Consider the following 21,783-nt stretch of genomic DNA (forward strand, 5'->3'; position numbering starts at 1 on the left):
GAGCTACTGAACTTTTTACATCTGTTCTAGTATTTCAACTCCGATAGTATAGTTACCACTGTCTTCTTTTGTGCAGCGTACAACTGTGGCTGATGCATGAAGCGCTGGTAATTCTGGGCTAGTGCCCTCCACTCTGCATGTCAATGCGGTGCCGACTTCAATGTATTCATCAGTTTCAACCGCAAGCCCCGTTGCACTTAAATCCCGACAAACGGCATTTAATTTTCTGCCTGCATCAGCATCTGCAATTTCAAGCTCGATATTGGTATTAACTAACATTCTAAAAAATTACGGTGGTCGTTATATTTAATCACGCCAATTACCTTTTTTACTTTTTCTTAACTGTATATCGTTCTATTTTTTCAATTAATTCTGTCATATCAAAAGGTTTAGTCACGTAGTCATCACAACCTGCTGCAAACCCTTCTTTTTTATCTGTTTCTGCCTCTAATCCCGATAACATTATAACGGGGATCTGAGATGTTTCAGGTGTATTTTTCAACAACCGACATGTATCATAGCCATCAATTCATAGCATACATACGTCCAATAATAAAATGTCAGGTTTATTTACTATCGTTTTTTGAAGTGCTTTTTGACCCGAACTGACATAGCACAATTCAAATCGCTCTCCCAAAGACAGTGCCAACATTTCAAAATTAAATTCTTCATCGTCAACCAAAAGAATTTTGATCTTTTTCATTCCATAACCCTAAAATTGACGGCTCAACTATTAAGCTCCCTCGTATTAAGTAACATAGCTAATTGAAGAAATAAATGCCATTTCTTTATACCGCATGATTAATAAAATTAGGGAGAATTGTAAATAAATGACTAACAACAACCAAATTCTGGCAAAATGACTATAGTTACAAAAGAAAAATGCACATTAATTGCTGATTTACCTTCAAATGGTTTGACATTAGATCAATTAAGCTTTGAAATTAGCGATAACAACAACTTAGTAGTTATTTAGGAAGAAAACATGAAAAAGACTATAGCGACATTGGGATTAGTTTTAGCATCGGCGAATGTGTCAGCGTTACCACTTATTGATTTTTGGGCCGGCGCATACAGCTGGAATACAGCTTATGAAGGAACAATATCTGCTGGTGATTACAACATCGACTTACAAGATGACTTAAAATTAGAAGATTCAAATAATAATGTTATTTGGGCCGCATTCGAGCACCCAATTCCTCTTATTCCAAATCTTCAAGTTAAACAAACACAACTAGAAACAACGGGTAATGGCCGCAGTACTCAGTCATTCACTTACGGCGGTGAAACATACCAAGGTGACGTTGAACTAGACTCAGTTGTCGACTTAACTCATACCGATATTACGGCATATTGGGGTTTACCATTGCCACTTGTTACTATCAACTACGGTCTAAATATTCGTATGTTTGATGGTGCAATCGATATTAACGATGGCCGTGCAACAATCGATTACCCTGTTCCTATGTTATTTGCTCGTGTAGGCGCTTCGTTACCATTTACTGGTTTAGAAGTAATGGCTGAAGGTAATTACATTGGTATCGGCGAAACAAACCACATGGACTACCAAGTAGTACTACGTTACACCATTCCAATGATCCCAGTGTTAGATGTTAACATTGAAGCGGGTTACCGTGCGTTTCAGTTAAACATCGATCCAAGCGATTTTGACGGCGACGAAGACGACTTAACAGCAGATATCGATATGTCTGGTGTATTTTTAGGTGTGTCTTTCCACCTGTAAGTTCAAGCCAAGAAAGTTTTGAACCCAATAAAAAAGGAGCGAAAGCTCCTTTTTTAATTTCTAGCACTGTCCCATGATTAAAAGATCATCAAACGAATATTTAACGGCCTACATATAATAAAAATCACGTTAAATTTGTTGGCCTAACCCAAACGCCTTAAACCAATTTTTACAGAAAACAGACAAGAATACCGCTCATTTTACGACCAAAACTCTCTCAATTGACTTCTGCTCCCTTCGTTTACAACAAGTCTACCTTCGCTAAAAATCGATTTTTAGTCGATTCACCCCCTCTCCTCGATTTTTACTACATTGAAAATATTGATGTTTTTAAATTTAATCTATTTAAAATCAAAAAACAGCGTGTTTTTTAAACACTTTATATTGACATCCAACCCCAATAAAGGGATTATGCCCACAAAAGGGGCATTTGCCCACAAAAGGGTCGTTACAAAAAAATATATAATGCATCTAATGAAAATTCATACGGTGTAATACTAATAAAACAGGAAACTACCATGACTGAAAATCAACAAGGTCAAACATTTGAGGATGTAAATGAGGAGCAACTCCCTGTTGCTGATAATAAACTTCACGGTTGGAAACATTTTGCTGGTATTTATGCCGGAGAGCATGTTGCCGCAACAGAATTTGTTATCGGTGCGACATTTGTTGCTCTTGGCGCTGCAACAAGCGATATATTACTCGGTTTATTAATCGGTAATTTACTTGCTATGTGTTCATGGTGGTTACTAACTGCACCAATTGCAGTAGAAACACGCCTAAGTCTTTATAATTACCTAAATAAAATTGCAGGTAATTCAATGACAAAGCTCTACAATTGGGCAAATGTCATTATATTCAGTGTAATTTCCGCTGCCATGATCACGGTTTCCTCAACTGCAGTACGGTTTTTATTTGATATCCCTGCTCAACTAAATTGGTACCCCAATAGTTTTGCATTTGTCCTCATCGTCCTTGCGGTTGGCTCAATTGTCGTCGCTGTTGCCATGTATGGGTTTTCAACCGTGGCGGACTTTTCTAAAATATGTGCACCTTGGTTATTCGCCATATTTATCGCAGGCTCATTTGCTTTATTTCCAGAACTATCAAACCACGTATTAGGTGTCACGTCACTTAGCGGTTGGCAGGACTTCATGACCATTGGAGATTCCTCAATTTGGACAGGGACCAATGCGGAAGGTGAAAAAGGCATTGGCCTATTAGAAGTCATCGGTTTTGCCTATGGGCCGCTAATTCCATCACCCATTTTGGTCTAATTGATATGGCGATATTTCGATTTGCTAAACGTAAAAGTTACGGCTTATTCTCAGGTGTAGGGATGTTTTTTGGCCACTATTTAGCATGGATTTCGGCAGGTATTATGGGCGCTGGCGCTGCGGTACTGCTTAAAACCACTATCTCATCTCTTGATCCAGGCGATGTTGCCTATCATGCACTTGGTTGGACTGGTTTTGTTATTATAATAATCGCCGGTTGGACGACTGCAAATGCCAATTTATATCGTGCTGGTTTGGCCGCACAATCTATATTTGTGAACCATACTCGCGAGCGCACAACAGCAATCGTAGGCATAGTGACCGTTATTATAGCGTGTTTCCCGTTTGTTTTTTCTCAGATGTTGCCACTGTTAACGTACGCAGGGCTTATTGTTGTACCAGTTGGCGGTATCGTTTTTGCCGAACACGTATTATTTCCAAAAATTGGATTAACACGCTACTGGGCAAAATATAAAAATATTTCACGAAGTATTCCGGCCATAGCGTCATGGGCTTCTGCACTAATATTTGGTTTTGGTTTAAATGCCCTAGACGTTATGTCCTTCTACTACCTATTTATCCCAACGTGGATATTCACTATCATCCTTTACACTGTATTAGCCAAAAAATATGGCGCAGATGAAGACTATACTCAACAAATTATTGACGAAAAATCAAACCAAGTTGCTATCAAGAAGTTCCAGGCGGATCAATGTAAAAACCTGCCTGAATTTATCGTCGACAACTCCAAGTTAAGTAAAATACTTAATGCGGTTTCATTAACCTCGTTAGTAATAATACTTGTCTTTGCAACTCAAGTTATGTTTTTCAGTGACACTATGAGTGTCTATAAACTTAATAAATCACAATTTGAGATAGCCTGCTTTTTATGTACGTTGACTTATTTTGCCAGTGCCTACTGGTCATTAAAACGCCAAAAAGCATTGAATTCAGCAGCATAATTAAATTTTGATTTAGTAAGGTTTCACCATGACACAATTACAGAAAGTACAAGCACAGGTTAATGATTTAAACCAATTTAACATAGCAACTCTGCCCGCTACTATTGACGTGCCAACCTACGACCGAAGTAAAGTAAAAGCAGGTATTGTTCATATCGGCGTTGGCGGGTTTCACCGCGCTCATCAAGCGGCATATATTAACGAATTATTAAAGCAGCCAGGTAATGAACAATGGGGAATATGTGGCGTTGGTTTGCTCGAAGCAAATCGAGGGTTACGTGACGTCCTGCAAAAACAAGACAACCTATACACAGTTACCATACGTCATCCAAATGGACAAATCGATAATACAGTTATTGGTTCGATGGTGGAGTTTTTATTTGCTCCCGATGACAAACAAGCCGTCGTTGAAAAAATGGCGCATAGTGATACCAAAATAGTGTCGCTTACCATTACGGAAGGCGGATATAACTTTCACCCATCAACGGGTGAATTTGATTACACGAACCCAGATATTCTGCACGATATTGCTAACCCAAATGATCCAATTACGGCTTTTGGTTATTTAACAGCTGCTCTCAAACAACGTAAAGAAGCAGGATTACCGGCGTTTACCGTACAATCATGCGATAACATTCAACATAATGGCCATGTGACACGAAAAATGTTGCTGGCATTTGCTGATAAACAAGATGTGGAATTAGCTAATTGGATCAAACAAAACGTGGCATTTCCAAATGCCATGGTTGACCGTATTACGCCAATATCTAAACAATCTGACATTGATTATGTAGTACAAGCCTATGGTGTCGCTGACGGCTGGCCAATCACGTGTGAGTCTTTTGCTCAATGGGTAATTGAGGATAACTTTAGTAACGGACGTCCCAATTTAGAAAACGTAGGCGCCCAGTTAGTAAAAGATGTTACCCCATACGAAAAAATGAAAATAAGACTTCTAAATGCCGGCCATTCTGTACTTGGCTTATTGGGATCCATTCATGGCTATTCGACAATTGACGAAACCGTTTCTGATCCTTTATTTGCAAAATACCTACGCTCTTTTATGGATTTAGAAGTAAGTCACCTTTTAGAGCAATTAGACGGTATCGATTTAGAACAGTACAAAGATACACTACTTGACCGTTTTTCAAATCCAAACATTAAAGATAGTTTGACCCGGATCTGTTCAGAAAGCTCGGCAAAATTACCAAAATTTTTAATCGCGAGTATCAACGAAAACCTCGCATTAAACCGCGACGTCTCATTGGCAACGTTAGTTGTAGCCGCCTAGTGTCTTTATAGTGACAAGGGGGTAGACGAACAAGGTCAAGCCCTAGAAATACAAGATGTTATGGCAAAAGAGTTAAAGCAATTTGCGCAAAAAACAGCAAATAATACATTGTCATTCATCGAACTAAATAGCATATTTGGCTATCTACCTCAAAGCCAACAATTTGTCGATGGTTATACAAAAGCAATCAAAGCACTATATGAACCAAACAGTAAGATTTCGCATTTAATGGCTGCAACTCTCGAAACAAAAGAGCATTAAATTATGAGTATATTAATAAACCATAAACCAACAAATGATATTCGTGTGAGTTGTTTTGGCGAGGTACTTTGGGACTGCTTCGACACCGGAAAACGGCTCGGTGGTGCACCGTTAAATATGTGTGTCAGGATCAATTCGTTAGGAATAAAAGCGGATATGATTAGTGCTGTCGGAAACGACGTTCTAGGTAATGAACTGCTTGGTGAAATAAAAGACAAAAATGTGAGTTGTGACTATATTGCCGTAAATGACAATAAAAAACCAGCACTGTCGAAGTCACGCTCGATAGCAGTGGTTCAGCAAGTTATAACATTGTTGCTGATGTTGCTCTAGGACAATATTGAACTAACAACAAGTCTTCTGGACAAAGTCGCAGCGTCTGATGTATTTGTTTTTGGGAGTTTAATTGGGCGTAGTACAACATCATTATCAACTTTAAAATCACTAATAGATGTTGCTAATTTTAAAGTATTTGATGTTAATTTACGTGCACCTCATTACCAACTCGACACATTAATCGAGTTAATGACACAGGCGGATTTTATTAAGTTAAATGATGATGAGTTATATGAGATAGCCAAAGCAATGGGGTGTAAATATCATTCTCTGGAACAAAACCTCGCGTTTATTGCTCAACAAACAAATACCGACTACCTATGTGTTACAAAGGGCAGCCATGGTGCACTTCTAACCGTAAAAGGTGCTAATTATTACAATTCTGGGTATTTAATTAGCGTAGTTGACACGGTCGGCGCCGGAGACTCCTTTTTAGGTTCGCTTATTTACCAACTATGTAACACAGACAATGCGCAATATGCGGTTGACTTTGCCTGTGCAGTTGGCGCAATGGTTGCGCAAAACCATGGGGCAACACCAACACTTACCCATCAGCAGATTAGCGAATTTATGAACCCACTATAAGTTTGATTTTCTACGCATCTAAGTTGTGTTAACTCAGCAGCTTAGATGCATTTAACAAGTCTAACGCCTCAAGTTTGGTCAATAAACATAAACATCCTAATTCATATAATTCATATAATTCATATAATTCATCTACCACTTCATCGGGTAACGGTTTACTTATTTAAAACAAATAAATCAATAATTCTGCAAGAGAAATTGACAGCCCTAGATGATAATTTTTATTCAAAAATGAAGACGACAAAATTGACAATAGAAAGTCTAACGCCCATATTAAACTAAAAACATATGGGTTTATAAAATGAACTATAACAAGGTTGTTAGCTCCATTTTAGTTAGTTGTTTTCTGCTATTAACGGTTTCCTGCGAACAGCAGTTAAGTGAAGATGAATACGTCCAGAAAATTCATGAAAACACCCAATCCAATGATTACCATACCGCATTAATTAATACTAAAAATGCCTTACAAAAATACCCTCATAGTGAAGAAGTAAGACTAGAAGCAGGACGATTCTATTACCAAATCGGCTACTTTATTCAGGCCGAAAGATTCTTAAAACCGGCTGTTTCAGCTACACCGAGAAATATCGATGACCTTGATAAATATTTTGAGTCTTTGTTACATCTAAATAAATTGAAACAGCTTAAGCTCGATTTAGCTAAAACTGAATTAACCGATATTATTAAAAGTTATAAAGCACGACTAATGTTGCGGCAAGAACAACATGATACAGCAACTGAATTGCTGTCTGAAGTGAAGGACACGTCATTAATTAGTTTTCAATTGGCCTTATATGAATCTAAATTTAACTTTCTTAAGCCGCCAAGTCCGTCACAAAAACATCATCGACAATCACCATTTAAATTAAGGCAAAATGCCCTAATCTATTTACAAAACTTGGATACTAAAATTACACAGGAGCCACGTTTTCAGCTGATCACCGCCCTAATTTTATCGGACGTGGGGAAACATCAACAAGCATTAGACATTTTGACAAAACTAAATAAAAACCGCCCCGACCTGCCAAACATACATGTGTATATTGTTCAAACAAGCTTACAACTTGAAAACGTTGATCTGGCTAAACAGCATATTTCACTCGCAAGAAACGCAGGTGACAAGCGACCAATAATCGATCAATTCGAAGCGGTATTGGCTTATCAAAACAATGATTTCGAAAAATCTCAATTGCTCGCACTTAGGGCATTACAAAATGGTTTAACGTCAAAAGCAAATCGAATTGTCGCGGGTGTCAGTGCATTTAGAAATAAACGTTATGAAATTGCCTTCAACACACTATCACCTATTTCAGAACAGTTATCCCCTAAAGATCCCGTGCTAAGAATTCTCACGTTATTGGAGTTACGCGAGAGTAAGCTAGACAATGCACTTCAGTATTTTGAAAAAATGAGCTTGGACGATATTTCAGATATAAAAATAGCGAGTTATCTTATTAACAATATCGATCCCGAACGTGACCCTGATGTTATTCAAGAATTACAAAACCAACTTAAAGAAAAGATTGAATCCTCGATTACTCAAAAAAAGCGACGTTGCTTTATACTCAGCTAGCTAAATCCTACCCTGATGAAAACAAAAGTACATATGCCAAAGCATTTCGTATTTTGGAAAAGCTGAACGACAACCAGTTACGGGCTGAAGCGATAAAAGAAGCGAAAGAATGGGATCAAACTACATCTAATAGTGGCATATCAGCTACCGTGTATGCGCTCTCTATTTGGATCAATAATCAGAATGAAAAAGCAAACCTGTTATTTGATGCACTACTAAGAACTAATAAAAAAACCTCATCGCACTTAGTTTCAAATTACAATATGAGTTTGCAGCCAACAACTGGCTGAATGTAGTGACACTCGGCAAGGCTTTGTTAACATTAGATAAAAGCCAGTCGTCGCCGTTACTCTTGATGTTACGTTCTGCTAACCAATTAGCTATTGAAGAAAAAAATGACCTCCTAATTTTTGTTAAAAATCTAGTTGAGAATTCACAAAACACTAATTTTGAACTGGTCTATATTGCGTATTTGCGATCCAATAACCAATGGCAAAACTTAGATACATTTTTAAGTGAAAAATCAAACCGTGCTAATTGGCAAATTTTTCATTGGCAGATATATATTGAAACAGCGACACGCTCACAAGATTGGTTGTTGGCAGAACAACGAATAGAAAATGCACTGGAGTTATTTAACAACACTACAGAACTGAAACTACTTCAAGTGCAAAATTTAATTCGTCAACAAAAACTCAAGCATGCAAAAGAAAAATTAGCGTTAATTGACGCGAAAAGCGCATTGCTACCACTATACTATGAGCTAAGTGGCAATATTGACGTTTTTGAAAAGCACTACGACTCGGCTAAACAACACTATTTACAGTCTTTCGAGCTTTCACCGCATCCAGAAATTTTATTTAAACTATTTAAATTGGCTACTATCACACAAGATTACGACGATGCCATTGATGCAACAACACGTTATTTTGCACAAGCACCTAATGAAGTCACCCTTCGAATCGATGCTTTTAATTGGTATGCATCAACCCACCCAAAGCAGGCTTTAACTTTTGTTGACCTCCCTTTATTGCAAAAATTGATCGAAGATAATTGGCAACTCAGTAACAATATCGCCTATAGTATTACCACAAAATTGGTAACCAAACGAAAGCTAAATACTTTATTGAACTCGCCATCAAATCACAACCAAACAATAAAGGTGTGATAGATACGTATCAGAAAATCCATTCTAATAATGAAACTGGAAAACCATAATATGAAACATCTTGTATTTTGTTGGGAATATGGGGCGGGATACGGCCATATCGCAGGTTTTATACCCATCGCAAAATATCTTAAAAGTGCAGGCGTTAAGGTATCTTGGATTTTAAAACATTTAGATCATGCACATTTAATTAGGGAAAATGGTTTTGAAGACGAATGGATCCTACAAGCTCCTATCGCTAAAAATACCAACGCCACCAAACAACAAACAGTCAATTATTCACAAATAATGACATTTTTGGGCTTTTCTAACGAACAAGCCTGTTTAAATTTGGTGTCATCCTGGCGCGATTCACTGCAATTATTGAATGCTGATATGATTGTTGCAGACCACGCACCTGCAGCAATCATTGCTTCACAGACGCTAAATATAAAACGGTGTATGATAGGAACCGGATTTTTCTCACCGCCGCGTGTAGACAAAACCCCGGCTTTCAGTCTTTTTAATAATGTTCCCGAGAATAAAATAGCCGAACTTGATAATTATTTAGTCAAAGTCGCAAACTACACCCTAACCCATTTTAAACAACAACCGATTACAAAAGTTGCAGAGTTATTTAGCGTAGAAGAAGACTTTTTATGTACGTTTCCAGAACTCGATCATTATACCAACCGAAAGAACCAAGAGTATTGGGGAGCGCGTTTTTCTTCGAGCATGGGTAAAAAAATAGACTTCACTTCGGACAAGTTTAAGATATTTGTTTATATACACTCGAATATGAGAGATTTTGAACAACTGTTAACGGCATTAAATAATATAGAAGCCGAAACCATACTACATGTCCCGAAATTAAATGTAGAACGAGCATCACTTCAATTCACAAACCTTACGTTTAGTCCTGAACCAATTGAAATGGATCATGTTTTAAATCAAGTAGACCTTGCTATATGTAATGCAGGCCATGGTACTGTTGCTGCCGTTTTATTGGCTGGTAAACGGCTTCTTTTGGTGCCGAATCAGTTAGAGCAGCGGATCCTCACGCAAAGACTTATTCAGCAAGGATTAGCTGCTACTTTTTACTCAAGTAATAGGCAAGTTGATTTTGAGACGACTCTTAAACAAATGATGCTAGATTCAAAAATTCAAGCTAATGTTCAAAATTTTCAAAATTTGTACTGGGGTTATGACAGCAAAGATCAGGCTAAAGCAATCGCAGATTGTTGCTTAGACATTTTGGCTGAATAAAAAATGGAGCCTCATAGCTCCATTTTTTGTTTTACTTGTTTGATAACATTAATTTACTTTGTTTTTTTGTCTTTTCTACGGCGTATAAACGCTAGTCCTGCTAACCCTAAACCGAGTAAATACGGCGTATTAGGCTCTGATACAGCGTTACTGCCAATGTTGAACGAGTCTGGTGTCATAGTTGGTACGTTATTACCATTAAAATCAAACGGGTCACCAAACTGAGCGTAAGCAGAATAGGTTTTGGGCAAAACAATCAATACCTCCACCGTAATCACCATATTCACCATACTCACTAACATCAATATCAACACCATTTTCGCCATAATCACCATAGCCATCACCGTAACCATATCCGTCATAGCAATCGTCAAGTAACGGTAAATTACTTACAGTATGCGTTTCAATCATATATTCGATGGTGAAAGAAGTGCCTGCGCCAATAACGCCCAGGCCTAACGTGTCTGTATGAGCACCCCAATAATAGTTGCTGTCACCTCCATAGGAGCCAAGTACTGTTCCGCCAGTCGTAAAATCAAGATCTACGTTATTTTTTGTTAAAGTAGCGGTACTTGACCAAATATCATCTCCGTTAAATTTAATTCCAGCATTATATTCTGCTGTTATAAACTCGCCTAGGCCAATTGTAACTTCCGAGAAGAAGTCTTCGTAAATAGATAAACTGCCTTGATTCACAGTAAAAGTAAAATCGATAAATTGATCAAAGGCAGTGTCATTAGTGACCGTAACGGTTTGAGTAACATTTGAGGTATTATCGAATGTTCCCCCAGTTCCGTAACTCGTAGAGTAGATCCAACCAGTATCATCCCCCTTAGCATTAGCGGAGCTTTGCGCATAATAACCACCTAAATTATTGCTTGCAGAAGCGTAATTAGGATCGGAATCCGTATCGACGTCTGTTGTTCCATTAAGTTCTACGTTGGTATTTGCGTCAATTTGAAATGAAACGGGAAAAGCATAACTTGGAGCGATATTGGAACCTAGAGCAGCCGCCACTGCTATAGCCAGAATTTTTTTGTTGATTGTTTTCATAACTAAGTTTCCATCTTTTTACAAGAAAGTTGTGTTTAGTTTTTAACCAAGCATTAAATGTTCCGTTTTTTAATTCGACAAATAAACAACAACTTACAAAATTAAAATTATGGCGCTATTGAAAAGTGTAAAAAATACTGACAACTCATGAGGGAATATTGTTAAAATTTTGAAAAATTACTGTTCGCAGGAACTTGATATGAAATCGATTGGGCTTTAATAAAAAAATGGCCGACACTATTTAGCATAAACTAAATGTTGTCAGCCATTCACAAGGCGATTGTTTGTTATAGTTCGGAAATGTACTCCGAAACGGCTTGTTTTATGCGCTTAGTCGATATCGGGAATTTTGTGCCAAGTTGTTGGGCAAACATTGATACTCGCAATTCTTCTATCATCCAATAAATTTCACGCAATTTCTCGGGCATCGGCATGCCCTTCTGAACCTTTTCGATTTGTTTATCATAAAGATCATAAACCTTGTCCAATTCAATTTGGTTGAACCTGTCTTTTGTCGCATCTACTTTCAACTTTTCCATCCGTTTTTCTAATGCTGCGACATAACGTTTAATATCGGGAAGCCGTTCAACCCCACATTCACTGACAAAACCTTTAAAAATCAGTGAATCTAAATGTGCTTTGATATACGACGTGGATTGGATCATATCAAACGACACTTTGCCTTTTAGTTGTTTAGACACTCGGTGCCCAATCAGCAAAATTTGTTCAACTTGCTGAGCTACGCTTAAAACTTTTTCGTTTAAATCACCGCGTAACATCTCCCTAAAATCATCAAACTGCGACTTAGTGCGCGGAACATTATCTTTTAGTTCAATATCTATTGTGGCCCGAATACAATCCTCAATTAACTGTTCAATTTTGCCAAATGGATTAAAATACAACACCAACTTAGATTTATTAGGCAGTTTCTGCTGTAGATGTTTAATTGGGGAAGGCAACGTTTTAATTAATAATTCTACAACACCTCGTCGATGTTCGGTTTGCGCAACCATTTCATTTTCTAATAATTCAATATTGATTCTTTTTCCCGCCTTAACCAGCGCTGGATAGGCTTTAACCTGATAGTTACCGGCTTTTTTGACAAAACTTTGAGGCAAATTATCAAATGTCCAATCTTCTACATTTTGTTGTTCTATACCCGTATCAACAGCTTGCTTGATTGTGTGTTTAATTTGCCCCTGTAAAGTGGATTTTAATTCGCCTAAATCAAACCCCTGTTCAATAACTTTGTCATTTTCATCAACCACTCGAAAATTAATTTTTAGATGACTCGGCAATCTGACATTTTGCCAATCATCCAAATTAATTCGAGTACCAGTCATTCTAAACAACGCCTCGGCAACAACGTCTAAAAATCGATTATCAGGCGTTATGTTTTTATCCGAAATACGCTGTAAAACTGCATCGGCAAAGTTTGGCGCGGGGACAAAATTACGTCTAGTTTGTTTAGGCAACGCTTTAATTAGCGCGATGATCAATTCGTGTCTATGTGGAGCAATATGCCAATCGAAGGCCAGATCGTCGATTTGATTTAACAATGGCAAAGGGATCCGGACTGAAATGCCATCCGCATAATCTTGACCCGGTTCAAAATCATAATCAATTGGCAATTGTAAATTGCCCTATGCCAAAAATCTGGATACGCAGCAAGACTCGGAGCAGTCTCTTCACTCAATAAAAAGTCTTTAACGGTCGCCTTAATCTTAGCCACGTCAGCCTTTTTCAACCATTTTAGTAAGGTTGCGCGACTAATGACCTCTGCTCCTAAACTCTTATCATAAAAATGATGAATTTCACTCTCTTCAACTAACAAATCTCGTCGACGCGATTTGTTCTCTAATCGTTGGATTTCATCAATTATGTTTTGATTATGCTCAATAAAGTCAATTTTAGGACCGACCTTACCGTAAACTAACGCCTCACGAATAAAAATTTGACGAGTTTCTACTGGGTCGATTTTGCTGTATTGCACTTTACGTTTTGGCACAATTACGAGGCCATAAAGTGTCACTTTTTCATAGGCAAGAACTGCGCCTTGCTTTTCATCCCAATGAGGCTCTGAATAGCTACGATTAACCACGTGCATCGCAAGGGGTTCAATCCATTGAGGTTCAATTTTTGCTACGTAACGTGCAAACAATCGACTTGTCTCTACCAACTCCGCTGCAATAATCCATCGTGCTGATGTCTTAAATAAATGACTCCTGAAAAACATGGAACTCGCTGTTTCTCGCGCCAATAAACCCAACTGGTCCTTGTTTTTTGCTGTCTTTATCTTTATGTTTATTTTGCTGATCTTTTGGTGGCTTATAGCCAATATGACTTAATAATCCCGATAGTAATGCCGTGTGGATCCCTGATAATCGCGTTCAACCGCTGGAATATCATCCAACTCACTGTCGTGGCTAACCGCCTCTTCTACTTCTGGTTTCGTTTTTACTTTAAAACCAATTTCAGCCACGCTTTGTTCAATTTGATAAACCAAATCTTGCCATTCTCGAATACGCATATAATTGAGAAACTCATCTTTACACATTTTTCTAAATTGGCTTCTTGAAAGACTTTGCTGACTCGTTATCAAATAATCCCAAAGATTCAAAAACGCGACGTAGTCAGAGTCTTTATCCTTAAATCGAGCATGGAATTCATCTGATTTTTGCTGTTTATCCGACGGACGTTCTCGCGGATCTTGGATACTTAATACCGCTACAATGACTATGATCTCGTGCAAAATATTGGATTTCCCTGCTGCCAAGACCATTTTTGCTAAACGTGGGTCAACCGGTATTCGACTTAACATTCTCCCCGATTCGGTGAGTTTCAATTTGCCTTTAGGTTGATTTCGTTTACGTTTAGCCTGTGTTGGCGCATTATTGGCGATTGCACCAAGCTCTTCGAGTAATCTCACCCCATCATTAATAAAACGTCCATCTGGTCGTTCAATTAATGGAAATTGCTCTAGGTCACCTAAATTTAATGACAACATCTGTAAAATAACGGAAGCCAAATTTGTCCGCAAAATTTCAGGAGTGGTAAATTCTGGACGACTAAGAAAGTCTTCCTCGCTATATAAACGGATACAGATACCGGCTTCTGTTCGACCACAACGACCTTTTCTTTGATTTGCACTGGCCTGCGAAATGGCTTCAATTGGCAATCGTTGTACTTTTGTTTTGTAGCTGTACCTCGATATACGAGCCGTTCCAGTATCAACAACATACTTGATGCCAGGAACCGTTAATGACGTTTCAGCGACGTTTGTCGCGAGGACAATACGGCGATTGCTATGGGAGGCAAAGATCCTATTCTGCTCAGCGGCTGACAATCGAGCATAAAGCGGTAATACTTCAGTATTCCGATAATTTTGGCGGGTCAACGCCTCAGCCGTGTCTCGAATTTCACGCTCACCATTCATAAATAGCAATATATCGCCGCGACTTTCGCGTTCAAGTTCTTCTACGGCAGCAAATATTGCCATTATTTGTTCGTTATCTTGATACGCTGAGTCACTGTCAGACTCTATTTCATCAATTGGTCGATAACGCACTTCTACCGGATAAGTGCGCCCTGACACTTCTATAATAGGGGCATCAAAAAAGTGTTTGGAAAAGCTCTCCGGGTCTATTGTCGCTGACGTAATAATGACCTTTAGATCAGGTCTTTTTGGCAACAACTCGCGTAAATAACCTAAAATAAAATCAATATTAAGTGAACGCTCATGGGCTTCATCAATAATTATTGTATCGTATTGATTTAAAAATCGGTCACTTTGCATCTCCGCAAGCATGACACCGTCAGTCATCAATTTTATAAAAGACTCATTACTGACTTGATCATTAAATCTAACTTTATAACCGACAGCTGAGCCAAGCTCGCAGGACAATTCATCACATAAACGATTTGCAACGCTCCTTGCCGCAAGGCGCCTCGGCTGGGTATGGCCTATTTTACCGTCAATACCGCGACCTAACTCTAAACACATTTTAGGTATTTGTGTTGTTTTACCAGAGCCTGTTTCACCGGCGATGATGATCACCTGTATTGTTACAGATGGCCTTTTTAATTTCTTCTTTCTTTTGACTTACCGGGAGTTGCTCTGGGTAGTCGATTTTTAATCGTGCTAAATTTTCTTGCTTTCGCTTCTTTAAATCCGCTGAACGATTAATGTCATTTTCTAACGTCATCAGTTGTTTTGACTGCACGTCAAGGTTGGCGTTCGCTTTGATCTTTTTAAGCGCGCTTTAAAGCGAAAATAATCTTGTTTAAGTACATGGGATAAAGAGACGGGTTCAGACACGATTTACTGCATTTCCAAAGAAAGTGGTATTGGAAGGAATTCTATCATTTTTAAACTCAAACAAAAAAGCCTCGAAGTACCTCGAGGCTAAATATATTAGGTAATTAGCGAACATAAATGGAATATTCGCGTTGATTAATTAAAACTTTTCTCTTTAAATTAACAGTTTAGCGTTAAACAAACCGAACGCCGCGGGCGTAAATTGAATGTAAGTGCAAATCTAAAGCCTTGATAATATTTGTTCGATCTATCGAACCGACCAAATGATTGTCATCGTCAACGACAGGATAAACCCGTGGCTTACTACCCGACATATTATCTGCTACTTCTAAGATACTGTCATAGGGTTTAACGGTTAATACGTTTAATTTCATCAATTCTGATACGTTAACCGATGCCTCACCGCTGTGATAGGTACTAGACAACATGGCCTTTAAACAATCTTGTTCCGATAAAAAACCAATAACTTCTTTTAAATCATTAAGTACCGGTCCACCAGAGCTTTTAGATTGCAATAATTTTTCCACCGCTTCAACAATCGTTTCTGTGCCTTTAAAGTAAACAGGTCGATGGTTCATATGGTCTTTAACTTTTACAGATTCCATCCAGTATCCTCTTTATAATTATTTTTCTACTCCTTTAAATTTAGCCAAAATAAAAATATTTGCGTTGTTTTAATTAAACTTTATTTAATTATTTATTAAATTATAACTTTGTCGTTACGACAAAAAATTGAAATCGGTAGATTTATTCCTCTCGATAAATCAAAACCTTGTCGACTCCGTTATTTGAACGGGCCGCTCGATACATGCCTGCGGTATTAAATGGCATATGAATGTTACCTTTCGTATCAATGATAATAACGCCGCCTGTGCCACCTACAGGTTCTAAAACGTCAAAAATAACCTCATCTCCAGCCTGTTTTATTGACTTACCTTGATAGGCCACCCGAGCACAAATATCTGAGGCAACATTAAATCGAATAAAAAATTCACCATGGCCTGTCGCTGAGACCGCACAGGACTTGTTGTCGGCAAATGTGCCAGCACCGATAATAGGAGAATCGCCAATTCTTCCCCATCTTTTAGCAGTCATGCCGCCAGTTGAGGTACCTGCAAACAAATTACCAAATTTATCCAATGCAACGGCCCCAACCGTTCCGTACCTAAAATCTTCATTTTTGAGCCAATTGGCCGACGCTTTCATTTTTGCCTTGGCACGCTGAAGAGACTCAAAGCGGCGCTTAGTATTAAAAATGGAATTGTCTATTTGTTCTAAGCCAACTGTTGTAGCGAAGTTTTCCGCCCCACTACCACTTAACATCACATGCACCGACTTATGCATAACAGCTGAGGCAAGTTCAATTGGGTGGCGTACCGTTTTAACTCCGGTTATCGCCCCCGCCATTCGTGATTTACCATCCATAACAGAGGCATCAAGTTCATGTTGACCTTCGTAGGTATAAACCGCGCCTATTCCCGCATTAAATAATGGTGAATCTTCTAATATCTTAATTACGCTTAAAACGGCTTGTTCACTGGTCCCACCGCTACTTAATATGGAATATCCAAGTTGTTTCGCATCGTCTAATTTTTTTCGATATTGAGCTTCAAGTTCAGGGGTCATCGAACTTTTTAAGATTGTCCCCGCCCCACCGTGTATAGCGATAGCAAATGGCTGCGCCGCTGAAACTATATGACTGACAAGTGCCAGAAAAATGATAATGAACGTTTTGATTAACATATTTTAACTTCCATTTTTATATTGCGCTGAGAATTTGGTTGATTTTAACTCACCCTAATTTTTTTATACCACTTAATGACGATGATCATAATTTTATTTTTAATGTCATCCACTTCCGTGCGACAATTACCAACTGATTATCATGCGAGTATAGCAATGACATTTATTGAATGGTTGCCATTAGCCTTTGTTTGTTTGCTTGGCGCCGCGACACCCGGACCGAGTTTAGCCATTATTTTAAATCAAACCTTTAGCCAAGGGGCTAATGCAGGCCGATTAGCCAGTATTAGCCATGCAATTGCCGTTGGAATTTATGCAGTTGGCGCCATATTGGGTTTGTCTTCTTTGTTCCAAGCTGTACCTATGCTGGCTAATATTTTAATTACACTAGGGGCGTTGTACCTTATTTATCTGGGTGTAATGTTGATACGCTCAACGAATAAGCCAGAGCCGGTTATTAATAATCATTCAGTAAAGGCAAACGACGGCGTCAAACAAGCTTTTATTATTGCCTTCCTTAATCCGAAACTTGCCGTTTTCTTTTTTGCATTATTTAGTCAATTTATTCCAACTAGTGGAACGTCGATTACCACTGCGACTATTTTAGTGGGTACAGTATTATTCATCGATATGTTGTGGTATTTAGCCATAGTACAAATTGCCACAACGATTAAAAACGAACGCAAATTAGCAATAAAAATGTACGTCTACTGAAGTTACTTCAAGGCGGCCTCTTTATTTTAATTGCGGTAAACGCACTTATTTTTACGAACTAAAAACTGAATTTATGATGCAAGAAACATTTTATTGGTACGATTTCGAGTCATGGGGAACCAGCCCTAAAAAAGACAAACCTTCACAATTTGCAGGGATCCGCACAGACATGGATCTGAACATTATTGGCGAGCCACTTGTCGAATACTGCCAGATACCAAACGATTATCTTCCGCACCCTGAAGCCGCATTAATTACCGGTATTACCCCGCAAACTACTTTGCAAAAAGGGTTAATTGAACCTGAATTTATAAAACGTATCCATCAAGAAATAAGCAGACCCAATACAATTAACATTGGTTATAACAATATTCGTTTTGACGACGAAATGATCCGCTACACACTCTATCGAAATTTTTATGACCCGTATGCCTATAGCTGGCAAAATGGCAATTCAAGATGGGACATTTTGGATATGGTACGAGCGTGTTACGCGCTTCGCCCAGAAGGCATAAATTGGCCAACAGATGATGAAGGTAAACCAAGTTTTCGATTAGAAAAGCTAACTGCGGCAAATGGTATCGACCACGGCAATGCCCATGATGCTTTAGCCGATGTCATCGCGACGATTGAACTAGCAAAGTTGATTAAGACCAAACAACCAAAGTTATTTCAGTTTTTGCTCACGCATAGAAATAAACAACAATTGTCTGACATGATAGACGTTTACCGTTCAACACCTCTTGTTCATACCACAGGCATGTTCTCGGCATGGCAAGGTTGCACCTCCTGGGTGGCACCAATTGCGTTCCATCATAAAAACAAAAATGCCGTTGTGGTATATAACCTTCAACAAAACCCAGAACCTTTAACTCATCTTAGTGTTGAACAAATTGCGGAAAAGCTATATACAAAAACCGAAGATTTAGGTGGCGAAGCGCGTATTGGGTTAAAACAAGTGATGCTTAATAAATGCCCTATTTTAGCGCCTGCCAAAACATTACTACCAGAAAACGCAGAGCGGCTGGGCATCGACCGGTCTGCATGTTTAAAGCATCTAGCATTTTTGCAGAAAAACCCAGAACTTAAACAAAAACTAGCTGCGGTATTTGAAATAGAGCGAGAGTTTGAAAAAGAAACAAATCCAGAATATCGATTGTATGACGGTTTTCTAAGTGAACCTGATAAGCAACAAATGGCGATGATCCACCAACATCCAGTTATAGATCACTGGAAACTTACCCCCAATTTCACTGATGACCGGTTAACTGGATTATGGCGCTTATACAAAGCGCGGTACTTTACCAATATGTTAACGCCGGAAGAACTTAACTGGTGGCAAAACTATCGAACGGACAAATTAATGAATGGTTATGACTCGCCAAATTTAACGGCCTCTGAATTCCAGCTGAGTTTGGAAAATAATTTAGAAAGTAATCAAGATAGTGACGCGGCTAAAGCGTTATTAAAAGAACTTTATTTATATGTGCAATCTATTTAAAAGTGGGTGACAAAATTGCGGTAATTTTGTTTATGTCAAAAGCACAAATATAGATACAGGTACAAAAATAGCGTTTAATTAAATGAGGTTCGTCACATCGAGCTGCGAACCTCCCCATTAAAATAAACAATTAATTTGGCGCTGACTCTCATTTTCTAACGCCTTTATCTTTAAACACTTTTAGTTGTCACATAACTAATATTTTAGACAGTGGTGATTAGCGCACAAGTCGCATATCGACATTATTTAAACGATTATAATCAGTATAAAATTCACCGATTTCGACAAAACCAAACTTCTTATATAAGTTGCGGGCCAATAAATTTGGCTCTTGAGTTCCGCCCATTAGCACTAAACTCCTAATTTTTGACTTGTCAAAATAGCGCAACAATGCGTCCAACCCCAGACTTGCTAAGGCCCTGTCCTTGATAGTTATCGTGGATACAAGGGGCAAATACTGGATCTAATGCAAAATCGAGCTCAATACCATAACTTGAATAACGACTGCGCTCGTTGGGGTATTCATTAAAATCAACAATAAAATAACCAACAACTTGGGTTTCAGTAACGATGATAAAACGTGAAACATTGTCCACATCGATGTTTTTACAGATCACGTATTTTGCATATTCTCTGTCTAGAGGATGTGGACCAAACTTTGATCGCGTTTGCGGAGAAAGCGATTCAAAAAATTCACCTAAAATTCCGGAATCATTTTTAACCAGTGAACGAAGTGTAACTGGGTAGCCATTTGGTGAATGAATTAATACGTGCATTTATCTTCCTAAACTCTCAATTAATGTCAAAAACCCTTGAACATCTGGTTTAAAGCAAATTATGCCTTCGTCACCGAAAAGCGTAATTTACAATCAATGTACTTGAGCATACGATTCACAATTTCTGGGGCCTCATGTTCCAAATTTTCAACGTTGGTCTGCGCCGACACTAAAATATCGCATTGCACTAATTCGATCCTTTGTCTGACATAAAAGTCATTAATGTCATCTAAGCTCATACCTGTCAAAAGGACCAAACCTACAAATCGATTTTCAACGCCCTGTGTTTCATAACTTGCCCCAATTACCTCACGCGCCAAAGTAAATGCCTGTAGTTTATTCAAACTTAAAAACCTAAAATAGGCATTTGTTTTTGTACTTGTTTTGTCCACTTAAGCCAATCCTCTCTGCACTGAAATAATGTGCTTGCCAGTTAAAACTGTTATCAAAGGTTGTTATTTTTTATCTCTTACAAAAAACACAGTAAACGCATTTATTTACTGTGTTTTTATATTCTTATATTGATATTCGGTAATATGACTGACGGCCTATATTATCGACTAGAATTTTACTTACTCAGTTTGAATGGACCAAAATAACCGTTATCTTTGTCTTCTTTTACTTGCTCGACAATAATTTTATTGCGTGAAGTGTCCGAAGTGTAAATTTTATACGTTTGTTGCGACACTTGAGTTTCACACCAATTCGGGTAATGGGATTTGAATTCTACAAACGCTTTTTTCGAAATGGTATTGGATACTAACTTTTGGCCCATTACCAATTGATTCAAGGTTTTCATTTGGGCGGGACTGCAACGGCCTGAAATGTTTAGATTGTTGGTTTCAATACCAACTATTGCTAAAAACTTGGTCACTTCTAACTGGCTTGCATCTTGTACCCATGGACTGCCGTAATCACGACCAAAAAATCATCACCAACGTAAAAATTTCCAACAAATCTTTCATCTCGGTACAAGGTTAAATATACATCGCCTTCAATTGTGTTCTGAAAACGGCTGTTTCCAGCCTTTACTATGACTATTAATAAAACTAATAATCTGTTCAATTTGAGCCGGTGTAGAAATTAGCATTGGTTCATTTTGACTATTCCCTTCACCTGTTAACATCACTTTGATTAAATTAACGTCCTTTTGTTGTGGAGGCAGTTGTTCTTTACCTGCACAAGCGATAACCATTACGCTAATAAGTATGCATAGTAATATTCTCATCACGA

At 38.2% G+C, this 21,783-nt stretch carries 17 protein-coding genes and 5 pseudogenes; 10 read left to right on the forward strand and 12 right to left on the reverse strand.

The genetic code is table 11. From position 1 onward, the window contains the following. Positions 1-15: 15 nt before the first annotated feature. Together PN838_RS03625 and PN838_RS03630 are read right to left on the reverse strand one after the other, a co-directional pair. Positions 16-279 (reverse strand): PilZ domain-containing protein, encoded by a 264-nt coding sequence (locus PN838_RS03625; RefSeq protein ID WP_252736614.1) that lies wholly within the window; start codon positions 277-279, stop codon positions 16-18. A 49-nt stretch (positions 280-328) separates the two neighbouring features. Then, a pseudogene (locus PN838_RS03630) lies at positions 329-703 on the reverse strand (response regulator). A 282-nt stretch (positions 704-985) separates the two neighbouring features. Between PN838_RS03630 and PN838_RS03635 the strand changes: the two are divergent. The 8 genes and pseudogenes from PN838_RS03635 to PN838_RS03670 all read left to right on the forward strand — a co-directional run bounded on the left by PN838_RS03635 (position 986) and on the right by PN838_RS03670 (position 10,445). Then, entirely contained in the window at positions 986-1,744 is a 759-nt protein-coding gene (locus PN838_RS03635) for a TIGR04219 family outer membrane beta-barrel protein (protein ID WP_215962370.1), read from the forward strand. Positions 1,745-2,262: 518 nt separating this feature from the next. Next, positions 2,263-3,986, forward strand: a pseudogene (locus tag PN838_RS03640) (purine-cytosine permease family protein). Between the two features lie 28 nt (positions 3,987-4,014). After that, positions 4,015-5,538 (forward strand): annotated as a pseudogene (locus PN838_RS03645) (mannitol dehydrogenase family protein). Between the two features lie 3 nt (positions 5,539-5,541). Next, a pseudogene (locus tag PN838_RS03650) lies at positions 5,542-6,459 on the forward strand (PfkB family carbohydrate kinase). Between the two features lie 301 nt (positions 6,460-6,760). Then, a complete protein-coding gene (locus tag PN838_RS03655) occupies positions 6,761-8,032 on the forward strand; it encodes a tetratricopeptide repeat protein (protein ID WP_272179794.1) in 1,272 nt (423 codons plus the stop codon). Further along, entirely contained in the window at positions 8,014-8,322 is a 309-nt protein-coding gene (locus PN838_RS03660) for a hypothetical protein (RefSeq protein WP_272179795.1), read from the forward strand. Before PN838_RS03655 ends, PN838_RS03660 begins: the two co-directional genes overlap by 19 nt. 5 nt (positions 8,323-8,327) lie before the next feature. After that, positions 8,328-9,200 carry a tetratricopeptide repeat protein gene (locus PN838_RS03665; protein WP_272179796.1) on the forward strand — a complete coding sequence of 291 codons (873 nt, stop codon included), beginning with the start codon at positions 8,328-8,330 and terminating at the stop codon, positions 9,198-9,200. 30 nt (positions 9,201-9,230) lie between these two features. Continuing rightward, positions 9,231-10,445 (forward strand): glycosyltransferase, encoded by a 1,215-nt coding sequence (locus tag PN838_RS03670; protein ID WP_272179797.1) that lies wholly within the window; start codon positions 9,231-9,233, stop codon positions 10,443-10,445. A 53-nt stretch (positions 10,446-10,498) separates the two neighbouring features. Here PN838_RS03670 and PN838_RS03675 read toward each other — a convergent pair whose 3' ends face one another. The 5 genes and pseudogenes from PN838_RS03675 to PN838_RS03705 form a co-directional block, all read right to left on the reverse strand. After that, positions 10,499-10,696: a PEP-CTERM sorting domain-containing protein gene (locus PN838_RS03675; RefSeq protein WP_272179798.1), complete on the reverse strand. Its 198-nt coding sequence runs from the start codon at positions 10,694-10,696 to the stop codon at positions 10,499-10,501. Continuing rightward, a complete protein-coding gene (locus PN838_RS03680; RefSeq protein WP_272179799.1) occupies positions 10,659-11,498 on the reverse strand; it encodes a hypothetical protein in 840 nt (279 codons plus the stop codon). The genes PN838_RS03675 and PN838_RS03680 overlap by 38 nt, the downstream gene beginning before the upstream one ends. 287 nt (positions 11,499-11,785) lie before the next feature. Then, positions 11,786-15,819 (reverse strand): annotated as a pseudogene (gene hrpA / locus PN838_RS26960) (ATP-dependent RNA helicase HrpA). 170 nt (positions 15,820-15,989) lie between these two features. Beyond that, positions 15,990-16,421 carry a CBS domain-containing protein gene (locus PN838_RS03700; RefSeq protein WP_215962363.1) on the reverse strand — a complete coding sequence of 144 codons (432 nt, stop codon included), beginning with the start codon at positions 16,419-16,421 and terminating at the stop codon, positions 15,990-15,992. Positions 16,422-16,563: 142 nt separating this feature from the next. After that, positions 16,564-17,559, reverse strand: coding sequence for an isoaspartyl peptidase/L-asparaginase family protein (locus tag PN838_RS03705; RefSeq protein ID WP_272179802.1), 996 nt, complete (start codon positions 17,557-17,559; stop codon positions 16,564-16,566). A 156-nt stretch (positions 17,560-17,715) separates the two neighbouring features. Between PN838_RS03705 and PN838_RS03710 the strand changes: the two genes are divergently transcribed. Continuing rightward, positions 17,716-18,273, forward strand: a complete 558-nt coding sequence (locus tag PN838_RS03710; protein WP_272179803.1) for a LysE family translocator — start codon at positions 17,716-17,718, stop codon at positions 18,271-18,273. 73 nt (positions 18,274-18,346) lie between these two features. Next, on the forward strand, positions 18,347-19,774 hold the full coding sequence (sbcB, locus tag PN838_RS03715) for an exodeoxyribonuclease I (protein WP_272179804.1): 1,428 nt from the start codon (positions 18,347-18,349) through the stop codon (positions 19,772-19,774). A 217-nt stretch (positions 19,775-19,991) separates the two neighbouring features. On the opposite strand, the gene PN838_RS03720 is transcribed toward sbcB, so the two are convergent. From PN838_RS03720 to PN838_RS03740, 5 genes are all read right to left on the reverse strand, one after another. Further along, a complete protein-coding gene (locus PN838_RS03720) occupies positions 19,992-20,120 on the reverse strand; it encodes an N-acetyltransferase (RefSeq protein ID WP_272179805.1) in 129 nt (42 codons plus the stop codon). A gap of 28 nt (positions 20,121-20,148) precedes the next feature. Beyond that, positions 20,149-20,550, reverse strand: coding sequence for a hypothetical protein (locus tag PN838_RS03725; RefSeq protein ID WP_272179806.1), 402 nt, complete (start codon positions 20,548-20,550; stop codon positions 20,149-20,151). A 59-nt stretch (positions 20,551-20,609) separates the two neighbouring features. Then, the gene (locus tag PN838_RS03730; RefSeq protein ID WP_272179807.1) at positions 20,610-20,894 is read right to left on the reverse strand and encodes a hypothetical protein; all 285 of its coding nucleotides are present in this window, start codon (positions 20,892-20,894) and stop codon (positions 20,610-20,612) included. A gap of 224 nt (positions 20,895-21,118) precedes the next feature. Then, positions 21,119-21,424: a hypothetical protein gene (locus tag PN838_RS03735; protein WP_272179808.1), complete on the reverse strand. Its 306-nt coding sequence runs from the start codon at positions 21,422-21,424 to the stop codon at positions 21,119-21,121. A 120-nt stretch (positions 21,425-21,544) separates the two neighbouring features. Then, on the reverse strand, positions 21,545-21,781 hold the full coding sequence (locus PN838_RS03740) for a hypothetical protein (RefSeq protein WP_272179809.1): 237 nt from the start codon (positions 21,779-21,781) through the stop codon (positions 21,545-21,547). Between the last annotated feature and the right edge of the window lie 2 nt (positions 21,782-21,783).

The sequence above is a fragment of the Psychrosphaera algicola genome (genome assembly GCF_028401425.1).
Classification (GTDB): domain Bacteria; phylum Pseudomonadota; class Gammaproteobacteria; order Enterobacterales; family Alteromonadaceae; genus Psychrosphaera; species Psychrosphaera algicola.

Coding starts and splice junctions, on each gene's coding strand:
- PN838_RS03625 (WP_252736614.1), bottom strand. CDS start 279: ATGTTAGTTAATACCAATATCGAGCTTGAAATTGCAGATGCTGATGCA.
- PN838_RS03710 (WP_272179803.1), top strand. CDS start 17,716: ATGACATTTATTGAATGGTTGCCATTAGCCTTTGTTTGTTTGCTTGGC.
- PN838_RS03700 (WP_215962363.1), bottom strand. CDS start 16,421: ATGGAATCTGTAAAAGTTAAAGACCATATGAACCATCGACCTGTTTAC.
- sbcB (WP_272179804.1), top strand. CDS start 18,347: ATGATGCAAGAAACATTTTATTGGTACGATTTCGAGTCATGGGGAACC.
- PN838_RS03635 (WP_215962370.1), top strand. CDS start 986: ATGAAAAAGACTATAGCGACATTGGGATTAGTTTTAGCATCGGCGAAT.
- PN838_RS03655 (WP_272179794.1), top strand. CDS start 6,761: ATGAACTATAACAAGGTTGTTAGCTCCATTTTAGTTAGTTGTTTTCTG.
- PN838_RS03680 (WP_272179799.1), bottom strand. CDS start 11,498: ATGAAAACAATCAACAAAAAAATTCTGGCTATAGCAGTGGCGGCTGCT.
- PN838_RS03670 (WP_272179797.1), top strand. CDS start 9,231: ATGAAACTGGAAAACCATAATATGAAACATCTTGTATTTTGTTGGGAA.
- PN838_RS03725 (WP_272179806.1), bottom strand. CDS start 20,550: ATGCACGTATTAATTCATTCACCAAATGGCTACCCAGTTACACTTCGT.
- PN838_RS03705 (WP_272179802.1), bottom strand. CDS start 17,559: ATGTTAATCAAAACGTTCATTATCATTTTTCTGGCACTTGTCAGTCAT.
- PN838_RS03720 (WP_272179805.1), bottom strand. CDS start 20,120: ATGGGCGGAACTCAAGAGCCAAATTTATTGGCCCGCAACTTATATAAG.